Annotated in this window: 21 protein-coding genes and 1 riboswitch; of the genes, 14 read left to right on the plus strand and 7 right to left on the minus strand. The window is 68.6% G+C overall.

Going from position 1 to position 21,136, the window contains the following annotated elements; translation table 11 throughout:
• Positions 1–63 precede the first annotated feature (63 nt).
• Positions 64–1,416: a sigma-54-dependent Fis family transcriptional regulator gene (locus tag LWW96_RS13570; protein WP_291487835.1), complete on the minus strand. Its 1,353-nt coding sequence runs from the start codon at positions 1,414–1,416 to the stop codon at positions 64–66.
• A 138-nt stretch (positions 1,417–1,554) separates the two neighbouring features.
• Between LWW96_RS13570 and cydP the strand changes: the two genes are divergently transcribed.
• Genes cydP through LWW96_RS13605 form a run of 7 tightly spaced genes read left to right on the plus strand, consistent with a single transcriptional unit; the run spans position 1,555 to position 6,694 of the window.
• Positions 1,555–1,749, plus strand: a complete 195-nt coding sequence (gene cydP, locus LWW96_RS13575) for a cytochrome oxidase putative small subunit CydP (protein ID WP_291487836.1) — start codon at positions 1,555–1,557, stop codon at positions 1,747–1,749.
• Complete coding sequence (locus LWW96_RS13580; RefSeq protein WP_291487837.1) at positions 1,746–3,311, plus strand: cytochrome ubiquinol oxidase subunit I; 1,566 nt, start codon at positions 1,746–1,748, stop codon at positions 3,309–3,311. Before cydP ends, LWW96_RS13580 begins: the two co-directional genes overlap by 4 nt.
• A 23-nt stretch (positions 3,312–3,334) precedes the next feature.
• Positions 3,335–4,471, plus strand: coding sequence for a cytochrome d ubiquinol oxidase subunit II (gene cydB, locus LWW96_RS13585; RefSeq protein WP_291487839.1), 1,137 nt, complete (start codon positions 3,335–3,337; stop codon positions 4,469–4,471).
• A 23-nt stretch (positions 4,472–4,494) separates the two neighbouring features.
• The gene (gene cydX, locus LWW96_RS13590) at positions 4,495–4,617 is read left to right on the plus strand and encodes a cytochrome bd-I oxidase subunit CydX (protein WP_291487840.1); all 123 of its coding nucleotides are present in this window, start codon (positions 4,495–4,497) and stop codon (positions 4,615–4,617) included.
• A gap of 4 nt (positions 4,618–4,621) precedes the next feature.
• Positions 4,622–4,933 (plus strand): cyd operon YbgE family protein, encoded by a 312-nt coding sequence (locus LWW96_RS13595; protein ID WP_291487842.1) that lies wholly within the window; start codon positions 4,622–4,624, stop codon positions 4,931–4,933.
• A gap of 9 nt (positions 4,934–4,942) precedes the next feature.
• The gene (locus tag LWW96_RS13600) at positions 4,943–5,539 is read left to right on the plus strand and encodes a hypothetical protein (RefSeq protein WP_291487844.1); all 597 of its coding nucleotides are present in this window, start codon (positions 4,943–4,945) and stop codon (positions 5,537–5,539) included.
• Between the two features lie 18 nt (positions 5,540–5,557).
• Positions 5,558–6,694, plus strand: coding sequence for an FAD-dependent oxidoreductase (locus tag LWW96_RS13605; RefSeq protein ID WP_291487846.1), 1,137 nt, complete (start codon positions 5,558–5,560; stop codon positions 6,692–6,694).
• An 82-nt stretch (positions 6,695–6,776) separates the two neighbouring features.
• On the opposite strand, the gene LWW96_RS13610 is transcribed toward LWW96_RS13605, so the two are convergent.
• Both LWW96_RS13610 and LWW96_RS13615 read right to left on the minus strand, forming a co-directional pair.
• Complete coding sequence (locus tag LWW96_RS13610; protein ID WP_291487847.1) at positions 6,777–7,127, minus strand: RNA-binding protein; 351 nt, start codon at positions 7,125–7,127, stop codon at positions 6,777–6,779.
• A 151-nt stretch (positions 7,128–7,278) separates the two neighbouring features.
• Positions 7,279–7,491, minus strand: coding sequence for a hypothetical protein (locus LWW96_RS13615; RefSeq protein WP_291487849.1), 213 nt, complete (start codon positions 7,489–7,491; stop codon positions 7,279–7,281).
• A 368-nt stretch (positions 7,492–7,859) separates the two neighbouring features.
• Here LWW96_RS13615 and LWW96_RS13620 point away from each other — a divergent pair, with 368 nt between their 5' ends.
• The 3 genes from LWW96_RS13620 to yegQ are packed head-to-tail and all read left to right on the plus strand — an operon-like array spanning position 7,860 to position 11,385.
• Entirely contained in the window at positions 7,860–8,924 is a 1,065-nt protein-coding gene (locus LWW96_RS13620; RefSeq protein ID WP_291487851.1) for a homocysteine S-methyltransferase family protein, read from the plus strand.
• Positions 8,925–9,905: a tRNA 2-thiocytidine(32) synthetase TtcA gene (ttcA, locus tag LWW96_RS13625; RefSeq protein WP_291487853.1), complete on the plus strand. Its 981-nt coding sequence runs from the start codon at positions 8,925–8,927 to the stop codon at positions 9,903–9,905.
• A gap of 31 nt (positions 9,906–9,936) precedes the next feature.
• Positions 9,937–11,385, plus strand: a complete 1,449-nt coding sequence (gene yegQ, locus LWW96_RS13630) for a tRNA 5-hydroxyuridine modification protein YegQ (RefSeq protein ID WP_291487855.1) — start codon at positions 9,937–9,939, stop codon at positions 11,383–11,385.
• Between the two features lie 105 nt (positions 11,386–11,490).
• Here yegQ and LWW96_RS13635 read toward each other — a convergent pair whose 3' ends face one another.
• Positions 11,491–11,799: a putative quinol monooxygenase gene (locus tag LWW96_RS13635; protein WP_291487857.1), complete on the minus strand. Its 309-nt coding sequence runs from the start codon at positions 11,797–11,799 to the stop codon at positions 11,491–11,493.
• A 211-nt stretch (positions 11,800–12,010) separates the two neighbouring features.
• On the opposite strand from LWW96_RS13635, the gene LWW96_RS13640 reads away from it, so the two are divergent.
• On the plus strand, positions 12,011–13,165 hold the full coding sequence (locus LWW96_RS13640) for a hypothetical protein (RefSeq protein ID WP_291487859.1): 1,155 nt from the start codon (positions 12,011–12,013) through the stop codon (positions 13,163–13,165).
• 286 nt (positions 13,166–13,451) lie between these two features.
• On the opposite strand, the gene LWW96_RS13645 is transcribed toward LWW96_RS13640, so the two are convergent.
• The 3 genes from LWW96_RS13645 to LWW96_RS13655 all read right to left on the minus strand — a co-directional run bounded on the left by LWW96_RS13645 (position 13,452) and on the right by LWW96_RS13655 (position 16,823).
• The gene (locus LWW96_RS13645; protein WP_291487861.1) at positions 13,452–14,759 is read right to left on the minus strand and encodes a Glu/Leu/Phe/Val dehydrogenase; all 1,308 of its coding nucleotides are present in this window, start codon (positions 14,757–14,759) and stop codon (positions 13,452–13,454) included.
• A gap of 171 nt (positions 14,760–14,930) precedes the next feature.
• Positions 14,931–15,782 (minus strand): PPK2 family polyphosphate kinase, encoded by an 852-nt coding sequence (locus LWW96_RS13650; protein ID WP_291487863.1) that lies wholly within the window; start codon positions 15,780–15,782, stop codon positions 14,931–14,933.
• Between the two features lie 78 nt (positions 15,783–15,860).
• Entirely contained in the window at positions 15,861–16,823 is a 963-nt protein-coding gene (locus tag LWW96_RS13655; protein WP_291487865.1) for a LysR family transcriptional regulator, read from the minus strand.
• Between the two features lie 77 nt (positions 16,824–16,900).
• Between LWW96_RS13655 and LWW96_RS13660 the strand changes: the two genes are divergently transcribed.
• The 3 genes from LWW96_RS13660 to metH all read left to right on the plus strand — a co-directional run bounded on the left by LWW96_RS13660 (position 16,901) and on the right by metH (position 21,088).
• Positions 16,901–17,359, plus strand: coding sequence for a PACE efflux transporter (locus tag LWW96_RS13660; protein WP_291487867.1), 459 nt, complete (start codon positions 16,901–16,903; stop codon positions 17,357–17,359).
• A gap of 123 nt (positions 17,360–17,482) precedes the next feature.
• Positions 17,483–18,217 carry a hypothetical protein gene (locus LWW96_RS13665; protein WP_291487869.1) on the plus strand — a complete coding sequence of 245 codons (735 nt, stop codon included), beginning with the start codon at positions 17,483–17,485 and terminating at the stop codon, positions 18,215–18,217.
• Between the two features lie 25 nt (positions 18,218–18,242).
• A riboswitch (S-adenosyl-L-homocysteine riboswitch) is annotated at positions 18,243–18,327 on the plus strand.
• 25 nt (positions 18,328–18,352) lie between these two features.
• The gene (gene metH / locus LWW96_RS13670; RefSeq protein WP_291487871.1) at positions 18,353–21,088 is read left to right on the plus strand and encodes a methionine synthase; all 2,736 of its coding nucleotides are present in this window, start codon (positions 18,353–18,355) and stop codon (positions 21,086–21,088) included.
• The last annotated feature ends 48 nt before the right edge of the window (positions 21,089–21,136 follow it).

Here is a 21,136-nt window from a genome sequence, read left to right on the forward strand (position 1 = left end):
GGCCGTTTTTGTTAGAAACTGCGGAGCGCGGCGCGCGGGATGGCAAAGCGGCAATGGAACCCGCTATTGTGCGCCGGAGCTGCCGCCCAGCCGCAGCGCCTTCAGCCGCCGGTACAGCGACCGTTCGCTGATGCCCAGCTGCGCGGCCAGCGCCGCCTTGCTGCCCTGGTGGCGGGCCACGGCGGCCAGAAAGGCTTCGTGCTCCGAGTCCCGCAGGGTGCGGGCGCCAGCGGGCGAGGGCGGGGCCGGCAGCGCGGGCTGCGCCCCAGGGCCGGCGCGCAGCACCAGCGAGGCGGCCAGCGCCGTCTCCACCTGCGCGGCCGTGGCCATGTCGCCTTCGCACAGCAGGGTCAGCCGCTCCAGCACGTTGCGCAACTCGCGGATGTTGCCCGTGAAGGGGTGGCGCGCCAGCAGGGCCATGCCCTCGTCGCTGAGGGCCAGCGCGCGGTCGGGCGCCACCCGGCTGAGCAGCGCCTGCACCAGCAGGGGCAGATCCTCCAGCCGCTCGCGCAGCGGGGGCAGGCGCAGCGGAAACACGCCCAGCCGGTGCAGCAGGTCTTCGCGGAACAGGCCCGCGGCCACCAGCGCGGCGAGGTCGCGGTGGGTGGCCGAGACGACGCGGATGTCCGCCTGCCGCAGCGCGGTGCTGCCTACCCGGCGGTAGGTGCCGGTCTCCAGCAGGCGCAGCAGCTTGACCTGCATGGGCAGGGGGATGTCGCCCACCTCGTCCAGGAACAGCGTGCCGCCGCTGGCCGATTCCACCAGCCCCGGCTTGCTGCTGGTGGCGCCGGTGAAGGCGCCCCTCTCGTGGCCGAACAGCTCGCTCTCGAACAGCGTCTCGGTGAGGGACGAGCACTCCACCACCACCAGCGGGCCCCGTGCGCGCGGGCTGGCCTCGTGAATCGCGCGCGCCACCAGTTCCTTGCCCGTACCCGACTCGCCCACCAGCAGCACCGCAGCGCGGGACGGCCCCACGCGGCTGATCAGCTCCAGCATCTTGCGAAACGGCGGCGCGCGGCCCACCAGGCCCGGGCGGCTGTGGGTGCCCTCGGCACCGGGCAGCTCCTCCATTTTCTCGACGAAGAACGCCTGCTCGCCCTGCGCATTGGCCAGGGGCACGAGTTCGATGTTCACGTAGGCCTCGCCGCCGGGCGTGTGGTGCAGGTGCAGCACCCGTTCGCGCTGGCCGGACTGCCGGGCCAGCGCCATGGGGCAGCTTTCGCCCGACTGGTCGCAGGGCCGCTGGAAGTGGTGCGACACCTCGTGGCAGGTGCGCCCGATGACGGAGCTGCCCGTGCCGAACTGGCGCCGGTAGGCCGCGTTGGCGGCCAGGATGCGGTAGCGCGGGTCGATGAGGATGTGCGGTACAGGCAGGCTCTCCAGGTAGGAAACCAGCTCGGGCGGTGGGGCGGACATGGAGGGCTCCGTGGCAGAAGAAGCTGCCAATCTGGCGGCAGATGACTGCCATTGTGGCAGTTTTGCCCCGGTGGCAGCGGCTAAGTCCTTGATTTGCCTCAGGCAGCGCGCTGGCACGGAACTTGGAAAGAACGGGGCGTGAACCTGACCGACCGCCGCCTGCTGCGCTACCTCATCCATGCCGTGCTGATCAAGCTGGCGGTGCTGGCGCTGCTGTGGTGGGTCTTCGTCCGCGATGCCCGCGTGCCCGTGGACGCCGACGCCACCGCGCGCCAGGTGGGCGCGGCGGCGGTGGTTTCAACCCAAGGATTGACCCAAGGAGCTTCCCAGTGATTTCCGACACTCTGGTGGACCTGTCGCGCCTGCAGTTCGCGGCCACGGCCCTGTACCACTTCCTGTTCGTGCCGCTCACGCTGGGCATGGTCTGGCTGCTGGTCATCATGGAGAGCGTGTATGTGATGACGGGCCAGGCCGTGTGGAAGGACATGACCCGCTTCTGGGGCAAGCTCTTCGGCATCAACTTCGCGCTGGGCGTCACCACCGGCATCACGCTGGAGTTCCAGTTCGGCACCAACTGGGCCTATTACTCGCACTACGTGGGCGACATCTTCGGCGCCCCGCTGGCCATCGAAGGGCTGATGGCCTTCTTTCTCGAATCCACCTTCATCGGCCTGTTCTTCTTTGGCTGGGACCGCCTGAGCCGCACACAGCACCTGATGGTGACCGTGCTCATGGCCATCGGCACCAACCTGTCGGCGCTGTGGATTCTGGTGGCCAACGGCTGGATGCAGAACCCCGTGGGCGCGGAGTTCAGCTACCAGACCATGCGCATGGAGATGGTGGATTTCTGGGCCGTGGTGTTCAACCCGGACGCGCAGGCCAAGTTCGTGCACACCGTGTCGGCCGGGTACGTGACGGGTGCGATGTTCGTGCTCAGCGTGTCGGCCTGGTACCTGCTCAAGGGCCGCGACATCGAATTCGCCAAGCGCAGCTTTCGCGTGGCCTCGGCCTTTGGCCTGGCCTCGGTGCTGAGCGTGATCGTGCTGGGCGACGAATCCGGCTACACCGTGGGCGAGGCGCAGCAGACCAAGATGGCCGCGCTGGAGGCCATGTGGGAGACCGAGCCCGCGCCCGCCGGCCTCAAGCTCGTCGCCGGCATCAACGAGGCCGCGCAGAAGAACGACTGGGAGATCGAGATCCCCTACGTGATGGGCTTGATCGGCACACGCTCGGTGGACAAGCAAATCCCCGGCATCCACGACATCAAGGCCAAGAACCGCGAGCGCATCGTGCGCGGCATTGAGGCCGTAAAGGCGCTGGAAGCCGTGCGCGCCCACCGCGATGACATCGCCGCCCGCGAGCGCTTTGAAGCGCTCAAGGCCGACCTGGGCTTTGGCCTGCTGCTGCGCAAGTACACCGCCGACGTGAGCCAGGCCACGCCCGCAATGATCCAGCAGGCCGTGGACAGCACCGTGCCGCGCGTGGCACCTATGTTCTGGTCGTTCCGCGTGATGGTGGGGCTGGGCTTTCTGATGCTGGCGCTGTTTGCGCTGAGCTTCTGGTCCACGCTGCGCGGCGCGTGCATGCAAAAGCGCTGGCTGCTGCGCTGGGCGCTCGTCATGCTGCCCGCGCCGTGGCTTGCGTGCGAGCTGGGCTGGTTCGTGGCCGAGTACGGCCGCCAGCCCTGGACGATCTACGGCGTGCTGCCCACGCACCTGAGCGTGTCGAGCCTGAGCGTGCAAAGCCTGTACGGCTCGCTGGCCGGCTTTGTGGGCTTCTACACCCTGCTGCTGGTGGTGGAGATGTTCCTGATGGTGAAGTTTGCGCGCATGGGCCCGGGCAGCCTGGGCACCGGGCGCTACGCCAACGAGCCCGCCCACGCCATCGCCCACTGAAACCTGCCGAGGAGGAAAAGAGAATGCTGGACTACCCCACCCTCAAGGTGATCTGGTGGCTGCTGGTGGGCGTGCTGCTCGTCGGCTTCGCCATCATGGACGGGCATGACATGGGCGTGGGCACCTTGCTGCCCTTCGTGGCCAAAAGCGACGTGGAGCGCCGCGTGGTCATCAACACCGTGGGCCCGCACTGGGACGGCAACCAGGTCTGGTTCATCACCGGCGGCGGCGCCATCTTTGCCGCCTGGCCGCTGGTGTATGCCACCGCGTTCAGCGGCTTCTACTGGGCCATGCTGGCGGTGCTGTGGGCGCTGTTCTTCCGGCCGGTGGGCTTTGACTACCGCAGCAAGATCCACCACCCGCTGTGGCGCACCACGTGGGACTGGGGCCTGTTCGTCGGCGGCGCCGTGCCCCCGCTGATCTTCGGCGTGGCTTTTGGCAACCTGCTGCAGGGCGTGCCTTTCCGGTTCGACGACTACCTCATGCCCACCTACAGCGGTTCGTTCTGGGCCCTGCTCAACCCGTTTGCGCTGCTGGCCGGCGTGGTGAGCAGCGCCATGATCACCCTGCAGGGCGCCACCTACCTGGCCCACCGCACCGAAGGCACTATCCAGCGCCGCACGGTGGCCGCCGGCATTGGCGCCGCCCTGGTGCTGGTGCTGGGGTTTGTCGGCGCGGGCGTGTGGCTGCAGGGCATCGACGGCTACCGCATCACGTCAGCCGTGCAAGCGGCGGCGCTGCCCGACCCGCTGGCCAAGACCGTGGTGCGCGAGGCCGGCGCGTGGATGGCCAACTACGCCGCCGCGCCCGCCCTGTGGCTGCTGCCGGCCCTGGGTGTGGCCGGTGCGCTGGCCGCAGCGGCCCTGCTGGCTGCGCGCCGCACGCTGTGCGCCTTTGTGGCGTCGTCGCTGGCGGTGGTGGGTGTCATCGGCACGGCCGGCGCCAGCATGTTCCCGTTCGTCATGCCCTCCAGCACGCACCTGGCCTCCAGCCTCACGGTGTGGGACAGCGTCTCCAGCCACCTGACGCTGGGCATCATGTTCTGGGCCACGCTGCTGTTCATGCCGCTGATCGTCACCTACACCGGCTGGGCCTACCGCGTGATGCGCGGCAAGGTCACCGAGGCGTACATCCGCGAGAACGATCACGCGGCGTATTGATGGGGTTCCAAGGAGAAAGCGACATGTGGTATTTCGCATGGGTTCTGGGCGTGGGGTTTGCCGTGCTGCTGGCCATCCTCAACGCGATGTGGGGCGAGACCGAGGCCGCGCGCCAGCAGTCGCTGGCGCAGCGCGAGGGGGGCTGAAGCCATGCGGCCACCCCACGATTCGCCCGCCGCCGCTGCCGGCGCTGCGGCGGCGCCCGCCGCCTCCACCCACTGGCCCTGCCTGCTGGCGGCCGTGGCCCTCATGGTGCTGGCCACGGTGGACCCACGCCTGCTGGCCCATGCCAACGGCGGCGCGGACCACCGGCTGGCAAGCCTCGTGTTCCTGGCCATGTCGGCCGCCTTTGTGCGCGGGGTGGGCTTTGTGCCGCGCGCCCGGCTGTGGCGCGCGCTGTTCTCCGGCTGGACCTGCGTGCTCGCGCTGGCGCTGGCCGCCGTCGTCCGGTGGGGGCTCTGAGGCCGCGCCATGTACTTCCGCATGCTCCACGACGACGCCACCGGGCTGCTCACCTACCTGCTGGCCGACCTGGAGGCCCGCGAGGCGGTGCTGATCGACCCCCGGCCTGCGGATGCCAGCGTGGTCCACGCCATGCTGGCCGAGCACGGGCTGCGGGCCGTGGCCACTGTCGAGACCGATGCCCACACCGCCCCCGCCAGCGCCCCGGCCATCCCCCCGTGGCCCGCGCCCGTGCAGCTGCGCGACGGCGACGTCCTGGCGTTTGGCGCGCAGCACCTGCGCTGCCTGGCCACCCCCGGCCACACGCCCCAGGGGCGCAGCTACCTGTGGCGCGACCGCCTGTTCTGCGGCGGCGTGCTCAGCCCGCTGCAATGCCCCGAAGCCCCCGGCGTGGAAGCGCCCGCGCAGCTGTGGGAAAGCCTCACGGCCCGTGTGCTGCGCCATCCGCCCGAAACACTGCTGTTCCCCGGCCACTCCTGCGGCGGGTGGACGGTGAGCAACCTTTTCACCCAGCGCATGCACCACCCGTGGCTGGGCACCGCCAGCCGCGACGAAGCCTTGCACGCCATGGCGTCTCGGCCGGCGCACGCTGGACGGATGGATTGACCCCTGGAGTTGCCGGCCATGACCCCATCCCACCCCATCTGCGTACTCGGCACCGGCTTCGGCGCCCTGGCCACCGTGCGCGCGCTGCGCCAGCGCGACCGCCGTGTGCCGATCACCGTCATCGCCGCGCGGCCGGAGTTCCACTACCTGCCCAGCATCATCTGGATTCCTGCCGGCCTGCGGCGCGGGTCGGATCTGGTGGTGCCGCTCGCACCGTTCTTTGAGCGCATGGGCGTGCAGTACGTCCAGGCCGAGGTCACCGGCCTGGCCGACGGCGGCCGCACCGTGCTGACCAGCGCGGGCCCGGTGCCCAACAGCGCCCTCGTCATCGCCACGGGCGGGCGCTTTTTGCGCAAGCTGCCCGGCATCGAGCATGCGATCACGCCCTGCGAAGGCATCGCCGCGGCCGAGCAGATCCGCGACCGGCTGCGTGCCCTGGACGGCGGCGCCCTGGCGCTGGGCTTTGCGGGCAACCCGCAGGAGCCGCAGTCCATGCGCGGCGGGCCCATCTTCGAGTTCCTGTTCGGCATCGACACCCTGCTGCGGCGCGAGGGCCGGCGCGAGCGGTTCACCATCACCTTCTTCAGCCCCGCGGCCGAGCCCGGTGCGCGCCTGGGGCCAGGCGTGGTGCAGCACCTGCTGGCCGAGATGGGCCGGCGCGGCATCCACACCCACCTGGGGCACCCGCTGGTGCGCTTTGAGCCCGACAAGGTCGTCACCCAGGGCGGCGAGATCGCCAGCGACCTCACGCTGTTCATGCCCGGCCTCACCGGCAACCTGTGGTTCGACAACGCGCCTCTGCCGCGCTCGCCCGGCGGGCTGGTGCAGGCCGACGCGCACTGCCGCGTGCCGGGGCTCGAACGCGTGTACGTGGTGGGCGACGCCGGCAGCTTTCCTGGCCCCGACTGGATGCCCAAGCAGGCCCACATGGCCGACCTGCAGGCCCGCGCCGCCGTGCCCAACCTGCTGGCCGACCTGCGCGGTGAACCCGCCCAGGCCAGCTTCGGCGCCGAGCTGGTCTGCATCGTGGACGCGCTGGACAGCGGCACGCTGGTGTACCGCACGCCCAGCCGGCATTTCATGCTGCCGCCGATGAAGGCGCTGCACTGGGCCAAGCGCGCGTTCGAGTGGAACTACCTGCGGCAGCTGCGCTGAGCGCAGCCGAAAAAAAGCCGGCCCCGCAGGGCCGGCTTTTTTGTGGGCCGCACTACCGGCTGCACAGGGGTTCGGTACCGGCTCAGTACCGGCCGCCGCCGAAGCCACCATTGCCATAGCCCACGTCTGAGCGCGTGCTGGCGCGGAAGCCCTGTGCGCCGTGGCCGGCCGCGCCCCGGCTGTCTTCCCGCGGGCGGGCCAGGTTCACCACGATGGAGCGGCCCTCCACCGACATGCCGTGCAGTGCGCTGATGGCCGCCTGGGCGACCTCGGCGTTGGCCATTTCCACAAAGCCGAAGCCCTTGGAGCGGCCGGTTTCGCGGTCCATCATGACCCGGGCGGACGAGACGGCGCCGAACTCGGAAAAGTTGCTATGCAGGGCGGAGTCGTCCACAGAGTAGGGCAGGTTGCCCACGTAAATTTTGGTGCTCATGGGAGGAGCCTTTCTGAAAGATGGCGCGCAACGAAGGGCGTACCGTTGGGATGCAGCCGCTGGGCCAAGAGCCCGCCGCAGCTGGGAAGGGTGAGGGATGGTGGTGGATGGGGCCTGCGGTGCGCAGGTCAGGCCACCGGCATCGTCGTCTTCAGCACACCGGAGGGTGCCGCATCCAGGTTTGCAGCCAGCCCTGGGTGACGGCAAAAATCCGGGCTGCTTCGCGCAAAGCAAAGGTTTTGTCAAAACGGAACACGCGGCAGTAGCTACCGTTGCCCTGGGCACGGCGGACCGAGAAAGAAGCGCGGAAAAAGCGGCCGCAGTCGGTCGGGTGTGTCGCGGGCGAAACGACGAAGAGGCCCATGGAGATGGCGGTTTCGGAAATGGGGTGCATTCAGTCTGGACGCAGGTTCGAACCCGACCTGCGTGAGCCTCGAAAAAGACGCGGCGGGCTGCAGCTCGACAGTCCCGCTGGGCGACAAAGGTCGCAAAAGACAGCCTGCCGCGGGGAGGTGGCGTGCCACCTTGCGCAGGCGTTGCGGTGATGGCTCGGATCAGAAGAGCGCGACGGCAACGCCGTTTAGTATACGTAAATATCTATTTAATTTCAAGTTAATATTCTCTTTGGTTTTAAAAGATCGTGCAGCCCCGGCCTGCGCGCAGGAACCCCCCCGCCCGTTCAGCAGCCCCTCTGGCGCCTCGGGCGGGGCCAACTTTCTACAATAGCGGGCTATGCAACCCCTCCACTACACGCGCGCCGCGCAGCTCCCGGACATCCTCGCCCGCCGCATTGTCATCCTCGACGGCGCCATGGGCACCATGATCCAGCGCTTCAAGCTGGGCGAGGCGCAGTACCGGGGCGAGGGCTACACCGGGCCGGATGGCGCGGGCGACCGCTTCAAGGACTTTCCGCGCGACGTGAAGGGCAACAACGAGCTGCTGTCCATCACCCGGCCCGACGTGATCCGCGACATCCACGAGCGCTACCTCGCCGCCGGCGCCGATCTGATCGAGACCAACACCTTCGGCGCCACCACCGTGGCGCAGGAGGACTACGGCATGGCCGAGCTGGCGCGCGAGATGAATCTCAAATCCGCCCAGCTGGCCCGCGCCGCCTGCGACAAGTTCAGCACGCCCGACCACCCCCGCTTCGTGGCAGGCGCCCTGGGCCCCACGCCCAAGACGGCCAGCATTAGCCCAGACGTGAACGACCCCGGCGCGCGCAACATCGACTTTGAAACCCTGCGCGCCGCCTACTACGAGCAGACCGAGGCGCTGGTCGAAGGCGGCGCCGACGTGCTGCTGGTCGAGACCATCTTCGACACCCTGAACGCCAAGGCCGCGCTGTTCGCCATCGACGAGTTTTTTGAAAAGAGCGGCGAGCGCCTGCCCATCATCATCAGCGGCACCGTCACGGATGCCTCCGGCCGCATCCTGAGCGGCCAGACGGTGACCGCCTTCTGGCACAGCGTGCGCCATGCGCGCCCGCTGGCCATCGGCCTGAACTGCGCCCTGGGCGCCACGCTGATGCGCCCCTACATCCAGGAGCTGAACCGCGTGGCCGAGGACACCTTCATCAGCTGCTACCCCAACGCTGGTCTGCCCAACCCCATGAGCGACACTGGCTTCGACGAAACGCCCGAGGTCACCAGCCGCCTGGTGCACGAGTTTGCGGCCGAGGGGCTGGTCAACATCGTGGGCGGCTGCTGCGGGACCACGCCCGACCACATTGGCGCCATTGCCAAGGCGGTGGAGGGCGTGCCCAGGCGCCAGATGTTCTACCCGGCAGAGGTTTGAATGAAAACGGCCTCCAGCGCTGATGCAGCAAGCGCTGAAAGCTATTTAAAAGATAGCAAAACAACGCACCAGGCCACCAAGCTCGAAAAGCGCCTCGTGCGCCAGGTGGCCCAGGCCATCACCGACTTCGGCCTCATCGAAGACGGCGACAAGGTCATGGTGTGCGTGTCGGGCGGCAAAGACAGCTACGGTCTGCTCGACGTGCTGCGCATGCTGCAGCAGCGCAATGGCAACCGCTTCGAGCTGGTGGCCGTCAACCTGGACCAGAAGCAGCCCGGCTTTCCGGCCCATGTGCTGCCCGAATATTTGGTGAAAGTGGGCGTGCCCTTCCACATCGAGACGCAGGACACCTACAGCGTCGTCAAAGAGCACATCCCCGAGGGCAAGACCATGTGCAGCCTCTGCAGCCGCCTGCGCCGGGGCATCCTCTACCGCGTGGCCGACGAGCTGGGTGCCACCAAGATCGCCCTCGGCCACCACCGCGACGACATGCTGCAGACCTTCTTTCTGAACATGTTCTTTGGCGGCAAGCTCAAGGGCATGCCGCCCAAGGTGCAAAGCGACCGGGGCGACCACCTCATCATCCGCCCCCTGGCCTATGTGGCCGAAAGCGACCTCACCCGCTGGGCTGAGATCCGCAACTTCCCCATCATCCCCTGCACCCTGTGCGGCAGCCAGGAGAACCTGCAGCGCAAGCAGATCGGCCAGATGCTGCGCGACTGGCAGCAGCGCTACCCCGGCCGCATCGAGAACATGGCCGTGGCGCTGCGCAACCTGGTGCCGTCGCACTTCATGGACCCGCGCCAGTTTGACTTCAAGGGGCTGGTGCCCAATGGCGTGCAGGATGCCGATGGCGACAAGGCGTTTGATGACGAAGAGTTTCCGCAGGCCGTATCTTTCCCCCAACCGTTCGGGCTGAGCCTGTCGAAGCCGAGTGCCAGCCTTCGACAGGCTCAGGCCGAACGGGCATCAGCGGATTGATGTCGCCCGCATCCCGATCCAGAGATACCCCATGACCACGCTCAAAGCCCCCGAACTCCTCCTGCCCGCTGGCTCGCTCGACAAGATGCGCGCCGCCTACGACTTTGGCGCCGACGCGGTGTACGCCGGCCAGCCGCGCTACTCGCTGCGCGCGCGCAACAACGAGTTCCGCCTGGAGCAGATCAAGCAAGGCATTGACGAGGCCCACGCGCGCGGCAAGAAGTTCTTTGTGACCAGCAACCTGATTGCGCACAACGACAAGATCCGCACCTACCTGCGCGACATCGAACCCGTCATCGACTGCCAACCCGACGCATTGATCATGGCCGACGCGGGCCTGATCATGATGGTCAAGGAAAAGTGGCCCGAGCAGGTGGTGCACCTTTCGGTGCAGGCCAACACCACCAACTGGGCGGCGGTGAAGTTCTGGCAGAAGATGGGTGTGGAGCGCATCATCCTGTCGCGCGAACTCAGCTTGGACGAGATCGAAAAGATCCGCCAGGAATGCCCCGACATGGAGCTGGAAGTCTTCGTGCACGGCGCGCTGTGCATTGCGTACTCGGGCCGCTGCCTGCTCAGCGGCTACTTCAACCACCGCGACCCCAACCAGGGCACCTGCACCAACGCCTGCCGGTGGAACTACGCCACGCACGACGCCGACATCGACCCCACCACGGGCGAAGCCATCGCGCAGAAGATGGAAGGCGACTTCAACTTAGAGGCCGCGCAGCAAAAGGCCGAGCAGGCCTTTGCCTCCACCACCGGCAGCGGCCAGCGCCACCCCAAGGCCGACAAGGTCTACCTGATCGAAGAAGCCGGCCGCCCGGGCCAGCTCATGCCCATCATGGAAGACGAGCACGGGACCTACATCATGAACAGCAAGGACCTGCGCGCGGTGGAGCACGTGGCCCGCCTGGCGCAGATCGGCGTGGACTCGCTCAAGATCGAAGGCCGCACCAAGAGCCTGTACTACGTGGCCCGCACCGCCCAGGTGTACCGCCGCGCGATTGACGACGCCGTGGCGGGCCGTCCCTTCAACCCCGAGCTGCTGATCGAGCTGGAAGGCCTGTCCAACCGCGGCTACACCGGCGGCCTGCTGGAGCGCCGCCCCAGCAACGACTACCAGAACTACCTCAGCGGCCACTCCGTCACGCAGCGCAGCCAGTACGTGGGCGAGGTGCTGGGCACCGAGGGCCTGGCCGAAGCGGGCCTGAGCGGATCGAACCAGGAATGGGTGCTGGTTGAAACCAAGAACCACTTTGCCGTGGGCGACTTGATTGAGGTCGTGCACCCCAGCGGCAACACCACCGTGCGCCTGGAGCACATGCGCAACGTGGAAGGCCAGCCGGTGCAGGTCGCCCAGGGCAGCCCCGTGCGCGTATGGATCCCGCTGCCTGCGCGCTACAGCGGTGCGCTGCTGGCGCGCGTGATCGAGTCGCAGCCGCCTGCGGCAACGCCCGAGCCGGCCTTGGCCGTGTGACGGGAGCGGCGGACCGCCGCTTCGCCATCAGCGGCGAAGCGCACCCGCCAGCGCGGCGGGACTCCCCGCAGCTGCAGCGCGGGGCTGGGGTGGCCGGCGCAAGCGTCAGACGCTGCGGGAGCCCGCAATGTCGTACGCAGTGAACTTGCGCTCGGACAACCCGCAATCCCGGGCCGCCGTGCGCCAGGGTTCGATGTGCGGTGCCTGCAGGTGCCGCTCCAGGCTGGCATGGTCGGGCCACAGTTCGGAGAAGCGGACCAGCCCGGGGTCCAACAGGTCTTCGGCAACGTCATAGGTCAGGCAACCGTCATGCCGGTAGGTCGCCTCGACCAAGGCCTTCAGGTGAGGGCGGACCTCGGACATGCGTTCGGGCGGAAATCTGAGAATGCCGAAGACGGCGACGCTTGGGGGCATGGATGCATCTCCTCCGGAGTTCAGTGCGCGCAATGCGCTCTATGGATGGCCCCAGTGTGCCGGATTCCCTTCCGGCCCCGCGCCTGGCGCCGGAGTATTTGAGGTAAATCGGACGGTAGGGCTGGGCGGCCTCAAAGCTGAAGTGCAGCACCTGGCCCTGTTCACAGCGGCCCAATCGCTCCAGAATCTGGCATCCCTTGCCTTGCTCCGTATGGCCGCCCCCATCGACCCTTCCCGCAGTGCCGCGCTCCCGCCCGTGGCCCAGTTCCTGGCCGAGGCGGCGCTGCAGCGGCAGTCGTCCTTGCTGGGGCAGGACAAGCCGGCGCCCGTGGCGGCGCGGCCCGGTGGGGACCCTGCTGCGCTGCCGCCCACGCCCCCATCGCCGCCCGCCGGAGCCCCGCCGCTGCCCACGCCGGCACCGGCCGACAAGGCCAGCATCTCGGCCCAGGCGCGCGAGCAGCTGGGCGCGGGGTTTGATCCGCGGCGTGCGCGGGCGGAGGGTGCTGCTGCTGCCATCACGGCGGGCGCTGGCCGTGCGGCTGCGGGGGCGCAGCGCTCGCCCGGACCATTGCCCTTGCCCTTTGCCGGCGCACCGGCCGCGCCGGCACCTGCTGCGTCCTCAGCGGTGGGCGCAGCGGCCTGGCCCGCAGTGGGCCTTGGTGCGCCGCTGATGCGCATGGTGAGCGCGCTGGTGCAGCAGGCCACGGCCGGCAGCGGTGCGCCGCAGCGGGTGGTGGCCGCCCAGCCCTGGCCCATGGAGCTGGCCCAGGCGCTGGAGAAGGGTTCGCTGGACGCCGGCCAGCCACCGCTGCAGACCTGGCTGGTGGGCCAGGGCACGGCGCAGACGCCCGACGGGCCGCGCGGGTTTGCGCTCACGCTGCGGGTACCGGTGCCCTGGCTGGCGACGCAGGCTGCGCAGGCAACGCCCGCCGGGCCGCTGCCGTCTGCTTCTTCTGCTGCTGCCGGGCCGATGGCTGCCGCGCTGCAGGTGCCCTTCGCCGGCAATGCCCAGGCGCTGCAATCGGGCGTGACGGCGTTGGTGCTGCAGGGCATGGAGCCCTCGGCGCCGCGCACCAGCGCGCTGCTGGTGCTGGACTTCCAGCCGCAGCTGGCCGCCACCGTGTACGGCCGCGATCTGCTGCAGCAGGCCACGTCCGGCCGCCTGGACCCGTGGACGCAGATGGCCGTGCTGCAGGCCAGCGGCCAGGTGCCGCGTGAAGAGGAGAAGGCTCGCAATGGCGCGTCCGGCCTGTGCGAGACGGCGGGCTGCCCCTACGCGGCGCGGGCCGCGTGCGTGCAGCCGTTCTGCCTGGCAATGCGCGGCGTGCTGCCGCCGGAGCCCGTGGGGCCCGCACCCCTGGCTTGATCCCCCTGCACCGCTGCGGAAGCAAAAAGAAACCGCCAGGGCCGGATCGCGGCGGCTGGCGGTGGTTTGCGGGGGCCTGCGTATCTGGTCGCAGTACCCCGGTCTGCCCACCTCGCGCGGCGCTTCGACAGGCTCAGCGTGAACGGACGGGGGCGGGCTGACGAGCGACGACAGTCGGTGCCGAAGGACGCGGCCCCGGACCAGTGCACCCGTGGAACTGGCTCCGCCAGGCCACCGGGTGCGTCCCCCTCGCGGGGGGAAGGCGCCGAAGGCGACGCAGTGGGGCTTACGGATACAGCCCGCGCATTTCACGCGCGTGCAGGATGCGCTGGCAGGCCACGATGAAGGTGGCGGTGCGCAGGCTGACCTTGTGCTCTTGCGCCACTTGCCACACGCCGGCAAAGGCTTCTTGCATGATGCGCACCAGGCGGGCGTTGATCTCGTCCTCGCTCCAGAAGAAGCTGGAGAAGTCCTGCACCCATTCGAAGTAGCTCACCGTCACGCCGCCGGCGTTGGCGATCACGTCGGGCAGCACCAGCACGCCCTTGTCGTTCAGGATGTCGTCGGCCTCGGGGGTGGTGGGGCCGTTGGCGCCCTCGATCACCAGCTTGGCCTTGATCTGGCCCGCGTTGTCCTTGGTGATCTGGCCTTCCAGCGCGGCGGGGATGAGGATTTCGCAGTCCACGCCCCAGAACTCTTCGGGCTTCATCACGTCGGCGCCGGCAAAGCCGCCCACGCCGCCGCGGGCTTTCACATGCGCCAGCAGGGCGGGCACGTCCAGCCCGTCGCCCTTGAAGATGGAGCCGGTGTGGTCCTGCACGGCCACCACCTTGGCGCCCGCTTCGGCAAACAGCTTGGCGGCGATGCCGCCCACGTTGCCAAAGCCTTGCACGGCCACGCGGGCGCCTTGCAAGGTCAGGCCCGTGAGCTTGGCGGCCTCCACACCCACCGTGAACACGCCGCGGCCGGTGGCCTCGACGCGGCCCAGCGAACCACCCAGGTCCACGGGCTTGCCGGTGACCACGCCGGTGGCGGTGGCGCCGGTGTTCATGGAGTACGTGTCCATCATCCAGGCCATGATCTGCCCGTTGGTGTTCACGTCGGGTGCGGGGATGTCCTTGCTGGGACCGATGATGATGCCGATCTCGCTGGTGTAGCGGCGCGTCAGGCGCTCCAGCTCACCCAGCGACAGCTTCTTGGGGTCCACGCGGATACCGCCCTTGGCGCCGCCGTAGGGCACGTTCACGGCCGCGTTCTTGATGCTCATCCAGGCCGACAGGGCCATCACTTCCGACAGCGTCACGTCCTGGTGAAAGCGCACGCCGCCCTTGCCCGGGCCGCGGCTGGTGTTGTGCTGCACGCGGTAGCCCTCGAAGTGGGCAATCGTGCCGTTGTCCAGCTCGATCGGCACGTCCACGATCAGCGCGCGCTTGGGGCGCTTGAGCGTCTCGACCCAGCGGGCCAGGTGGCCCAGGTAGGGGGTGACGCGGTCCACCTGCTGCAGGTAGATGCCCCAGGGGCCGAGGTTGTCGGCCTGCAGGTACGAGGGCAGGGGGTGCGGGTGCACGGCGGGGGCGCCGACGGGGTGCGACATGGTGAATTTCCTTGTGGGATCGGTTCAGGCCGCGAAGCTTATGTCCGGGCGCCTGACAGTGTCCAAGGCCGGAGTGTTTGTGGCTAATGCATTTTGTGCATAACCCTGCCAAAGCCGCGCCCATGCTGCAGCGCGGCATGGTGCGCCCCCTGCAGCGGAGGACGCTGCGGGCTACTCCACGGTGAAGTGGGCCAGCGACGGGTCGCCCGTGGGATAGCGCAGGTCCAGGGTCTGCAGCACCTCGCGCAGCACCGTGGCGATCATCAGGTTGCGGTGGGTCTTGGAGTCGGCCGGCACGATGGTCCAGGGCGCCCAGGGCGTGTGGGTGGCACTCAGCAGCTCGCCGTAGGCGCGGCGGTAGTCCGCCCACTGCTTGCGCACGGCGATGTCGTCCATGCTGAACTTCCAGTGCTTGGCCGGGTCGTCCAGGCGCTGCTGCAGGCGCTCGCGCTGCTCGTCAAAGCTGATGTGCAGCAGGAACTTCAGCACGATGGTCCCCGTCTCGCTCAGCATGCGCTCGAAGTCGTTGAGGTGGGCCAGCCGCTGGCGGTGCTGCGCGGGCGTGATCCAGCCGTTGACCACGGGCACCAGCACGTCCTCGTAATGGCTGCGGTTGAACACCGTGATGTCACCGGCCTGCGGCACCTGCTGGTGGATGCGCCACAGGTAGTCGTGCGCGCGCTCCGTCTCGGTGGGCGCCTTCCAGCCCACGGCATGCACCCCCAGGGCGCTCATGCGGCCGAACACGCCGCGGATGGTGCCGTCCTTGCCCGAGGTGTCCGTGCCCTGCAGCACCACCAGCAGCTTGTAGCGCTTGTCGGCGTAGAACAGGTTCTGCAGCGCGTCCAGCTCCACGGCCAGGTCTTCCACCGCCGTCTTGTCCCGGGCCTTGTCACCCAGCGAGAACGGCTTGGCGCCGGGGTCGAAATCGTCCAGCGACACGGCGGACTTGCCCGCGGGCTGCCAAGGCCGCAGGCGGTGCAGGAAGTCGGATGAGCGGCTGGAATCCAGGGGTGCGGGCATGGCGGGCTCTTCAGAAATGCGGGCGGTCGCTGCCCGTTCCCCCCATTGGAACACCGTTGGCGCCGCTGCGCCCAGGGGTCACGGTGCCTTGGGGCTGCATCCGCCCGGGCCCGGCCGGGCGCCGGCGCCTTCGTGCATCAGCGCCACAAAGCGGGCCGCGCCCAGGCCCAGCGGCCGTTCCCGGGACCACACCACGTCCACCCACAGCGCCGTGCCGTTGCTGAGGTTCTCGAACGGCATCTCCACCAGCGTGCCCGCCGCGATGCGCGGCTGCACCAGGGCGCGCGGCTGCCAGCCCCAGCCCAGGCCGGCCTCGATCAGGCCCAGCGCGGCCAGGTGGTTGTCGGTGCGCCAGTGGTGGCGGGCGAAGACGAAGCGGGGGTCGGTGTGCCCCAGGTCGCGGCTGGCCACCACGATCTGGCGCGTGGTGGTCAGGTGCTCCTCGCGCAGGCGGGCGCGCTCGGGCGGCTCGCCGCGCGCCTGGGCGGCGGCGCGCGCGGCGGCCAGCACGGGGTGCTGGGGCGCCATCACGGCCACCAGGGTCTCGGTGCCCACCTCCTGAAAGCCCTCGCGGCCGTCGATGCTGGGCCGCTCGAACACCAGCGCCAGCTGCGCCCGGCCGCTGTGCAGCAGTGCCAGCGCATCCCCCTGCGGCGCCGCCAGCACCTCCACCTGCAGCAGCGGGTATTCCTGCGCCAGCGCGGCCAGGGGCCCCGTCCAGCGGGCGGCCAGCAGCTCGGGGGCGATGGCGAGGGTCAGGCGTTCTTCCAGCCCCTGGGTGAGCGCCAGCGCCTGGGCGTTGAGCTGCTGCAGCAGCCCGGCCAGCAGCCGGGCCTGAGGCTCCAGCGCCCGGGCGGCGGCCGTGGGCCGGGGCTCTCGGCCGCTGCGGTCGAACAGCGGAACTTGAAGCTCGGCCTCCAGGTGGGCCATGGTCATGCTCACGGCCGAAGGTACGCGCGACAGCGCGCGCGCTGCCGCCGAGAACGAGCCGTGGTCCAGCACGGCCAGGAAGACCTGGACGGTGTCGGAATGAAACGCCATGGGCGGGCTCCGATCTATCAAAATTTCTGAAACAAGCTGACTTTATATGTCAGGCAACCAAATATAAAGTGGGGGCCATGGACACCCCGAAACCCGTTCTTTTTGGATTGCAAGGGCCCCGGCGGCGCCTGCTGTATGTGAGCCTGTACGAGCTGATTGCCATCGTGGCGGCCACGGCCGGGCTATCGCTGCTCACGGGCCAGAGCGCCGGGCACTCCGGCGTGGTGGCCGTCGCCGCGTCGGCCATTGCCATCGTGTGGAACCTCGTCTTCAACTGGGCCTTCGAGCGCTGGGAGTCGCGCCAGGCGGTGCGGGGCCGCAGCCTGGGGCGGCGCGTGGCGCACGCCATCGGGTTCGAGGGTGGCCTGGTCTTCACGCTCGTGCCGCTGTTTGCGTGGTGGTTCGACATCAGCCTGTGGCACGCCTTTGTCATGGACCTGGGCCTGATCGTGTTCTTCCTGGGCTACACGTTTGTCTTCAACTGGGTGTTCGACCACCTGTTCGGCCTGCCGGCCTCGGCCCTGGCCCCCGCGTGAGCAGCCCTGCCGCAGCGGCGCCGGGCCATCGTCAAACAATGTGAACCCCGCGGCGGCCCGGCCGGGCGGATGGCGGGCGCCCCATAATCCGCGCCCATGCACGGGCTCCCTTCTTCCTCGCTCATGGCTGCGTCTGCACCGCGCCGGTTGGCCTGCGTGTGGCTGGGCCTGGCGCTGGCAGGCTGCGCCAGCACGGCCCCCATGCCGCGCGGCGAGGTGAAAGGGGCCCCGGCCGGGGCGGGCGAACTGGCCCAGTCCGACGCCAACCGCATGGCCACGCTGGCCATGCAGGAAAACCTGGAAGGGCTGTTTCGCATCGCCGACAAGCTCTACCGCCGCAATCCGGCCGAATGGCGCAAGGGCGCCGCCGCCAGCCGCGAGCAGGCGCTGGACCAGGTGCGCACCGCCGTCCTGCAGCGCCAGCCCTGGGCGCCACTGCAGGGGCGGCGGGACATTGCCGCCATGGCCCTGGCGCTGGCCCCGGAGTTCACCGGGGACCGCGTGGCGGCGTTTGTCCACGCCACCGCCGACATGATCATCACGGCCCACGGCGGCAAGACCGAGTTCTTCCTGCTGGACGGCGTGGACGCCCAGCACCTCTACAACGCCGCCCGCAACGTGGAGACCGCCGTGTGGCTGCTGGCCCAGCGCCGCAACGCCCAGGGCCAGCCCCTGCTGCTGGCCGACGAGATCGGTGCCCATGGGCGCAACCTGAGCTTTGAGCGGGAGTTTGGCAAGATCATCGCCCGCCTGGACCTGCTGGCCGCCTTCACCACCGAGAAGTACCGCCGCGCGGCCATCAGCTACGTGCAGAACCTGGTGGGCGGCACCTTCCTGCAGTTCCTGCCGGTGCGCTGAACGCCGTTCTCAGTAAAATCCCCGCTCGCCCAAGGAGCGTTGCAGCGGCCTCACCAGAATCAGCCGTCAGGCTTGGGCGCCGCCTCATCCGCCAACGACGCTCACCTGAACCCCTTGTGCCGCGCAGGTGAGCCTATGTCCACGTTGTCCATCCCCCCTTTGAAACTCTCCGGCCTGGAGCCCGTCTCCATCGGCCAGGGCAGCCTGTTCGTCAACGTGGGCGAGCGCACCAACGTCACGGGGTCCAAGGCGTTTGCGCGCATGATCCTGAACGGCCAGTACGAAGAGGCCCTGGCCGTGGCCCGCCAGCAGGTGGAAAACGGCGCCCAGGTCATCGACATCAACATGGACGAGGCCATGCTCGACAGCAAGGCCGCCATGGTGCGGTTCCTGCAGCTCATCGCCTCCGAGCCGGACATCGCGCGCGTGCCCATCATGGTGGACAGCTCCAAGTGGGACGTCATCGAAGCCGGCCTGCGCTGCATCCAGGGCAAGGGCATCGTCAACTCCATCAGCATGAAAGAGGGCGTGGAAGCCTTCAAGCACCAGGCCAAGCTGGTCAAGCGCTATGGCGCTGCCGCCGTGGTGATGGCGTTTGACGAGCAGGGCCAGGCCGACACCTTCGCCCGCAAGATCGAGATCTGCGAGCGCGCCTACCGCATCCTGGTCGATGAAGTGGGCTTTCCGCCCGAGGACATCATCTTCGACCCCAACATCTTTGCCGTGGCCACGGGCATTGAAGAGCACAACAACTATGCGGTCGATTTCATCGAGGCCACGCGCTGGATCAAGCAGCACCTGCCGGGCGCCAAGGTGTCGGGCGGCGTGTCCAACGTGTCGTTCAGCTTCCGCGGCAATGACCCCGTGCGCGAGGCCATCCACACCGTGTTCCTGTACCACGCCATCCAGGCCGGCATGGACATGGGCATCGTCAACGCGGGCATGGTGGGCGTGTACGACGAGCTGGAGCCCACCTTGCGCGAGCGCGTGGAAGACGTGGTGCTCAACCGCCGCCCGGACGCAGGCGAGCGCCTGGTCGAGATTGCCGAAACCGCCAAGAGCGGCGCCAAGGACGAGAGCAAGAAGCTCGAGTGGCGCGGCACGCCCGAGCACCCGGTGCCGGTGGCGCAGCGCCTGTCGCACGCGCTGGTGCACGGCATCACCGACTTCATCACCGAAGACACCGAAGAGGCCTACCGCGAGATCCTGGCCAAGGGCGGCCGCCCGCTGCACGTGATCGAAGGCCCGCTCATGGACGGCATGAACATCGTGGGCGACCTGTTCGGCGCGGGCAAGATGTTCCTGCCCCAGGTGGTGAAAAGCGCGCGCGTGATGAAGAGCGCGGTGGCCCACCTCATCCCCTACATCGAGGAAGAAAAGCGCCAGGACGAACTCGCCGGGCGCGACGTGCGCAGCAAGGGCAAGATCGTCATCGCCACCGTCAAGGGCGACGTGCACGACATCGGCAAGAACATCGTCACCGTCGTGCTCCAGTGCAACAACTTCGAGGTGGTGAACATGGGCGTGATGGTGCCCTGCCACGAGATCCTGGCCAAGGCCAAGGTGGAGGGCGCGGACATCATCGGCCTGTCGGGCCTCATCACCCCCAGCCTGGAAGAGATGCAGTACGTGGCCGGCGAGATGCAGAAGGACGACTACTTCCGCATGAAGAAGATCCCGCTGCTCATCGGCGGCGCCACCACCAGCCGCGTGCACACGGCGGTGAAGATCGCCCCGCACTACGAAGGCCCCGTGGTCTACGTGCCCGACGCCTCGCGCAGCGTGAGCGTGGCCCAGAGCCTGCTGGGCGATGGCCTGCAGAACTACGTGGATGAGCTGAACGCCGACTACGACAAGGTGCGCACCCAGCACGCCAACAAAAAGCAGACGCCCCTGTGGCCGCTGGACAAGGCCCGCGCCAACCGCACGCCCGTCGCCTGGGCCGGCTACCAGAGCGCCGTGCCGCGCGCCCTGGGCCGCCGCGTGTTCAAGAACTTCGACTTGGCCGAGCTGGCCCGGTACATCGACTGGGGCCCTTTCTTCCAGACCTGGGACCTGGCCGGGCCGTACCCCGCCATCCTGCAGGACGAGATCGTCGGCGAGCAGGCCCGCAAGGTGATGGCCGATGGCCAGGCCATGCTCAAGAAGATCATCGAAGGCCGCTGGCTCAGCGCCAGTGGCGTGATGGCCCTGCTGCCCGCCAACAGCGTGGGCGACGACATCGAGTTCTACACCGACGAGTCGCGCACCGAAGTCGCCATGACCTGGTACGGCCTGCGCCAGCAGACCGAAAAACAGATGATCGACGGCGTGATGCGCCCCAGCCGCTGCCTGGCCGACTTCGTGGCCCCCAGGGACAGCGGCATTGCCGACTATGCCGGCCTCTTCGCCGTGACGGCCGGCCTGGGCGTGGAGAAAAAGGAGCAGGCGTTTGTCGACGCGCTGGACGACTACTCCGCCATCCTGCTCAAAAGCCTGGCCGACCGCCTGGCCGAAGCCTTTGCCGAATGCCTGCACGAACGCGTGCGCAAGGACCTGTGGGGCTACGCGGCCGGCGAGCAACTCTCCAACGAAGCGCTGATTGCCGAGAAGTACCAGGGCATCCGCCCCGCGCCCGGCTACCCCGCCTGCCCGGACCACAGCGCCAAGACCGACCTGTTCCGCGTGCTCAATGCCGAAGACATCGGCATGGCCCTGACCGAAAGCCTGGCCATGACCCCCGCCGCCAGCGTGAGCGGCTTCTACATCGGCCATCCGGAGGCCGTGTACTTCAACGTCGGCAAGATCGGCGAGGACCAGCTGCACGACATGGCCCAGCGCCGGGGCATGGACGAGAAGGTGCTGGCACGGCTGCTGGCACCGAATCTTTGATGCTATAAATTTTATAGCTGCTCGCGCTTTCTGGATAAGCGCTGGAGC

Origin of the sequence: Acidovorax sp. (assembly GCF_021287135.1) — a bacterium.
Lineage (GTDB): Bacteria > Pseudomonadota > Gammaproteobacteria > Burkholderiales > Burkholderiaceae_C > Acidovorax.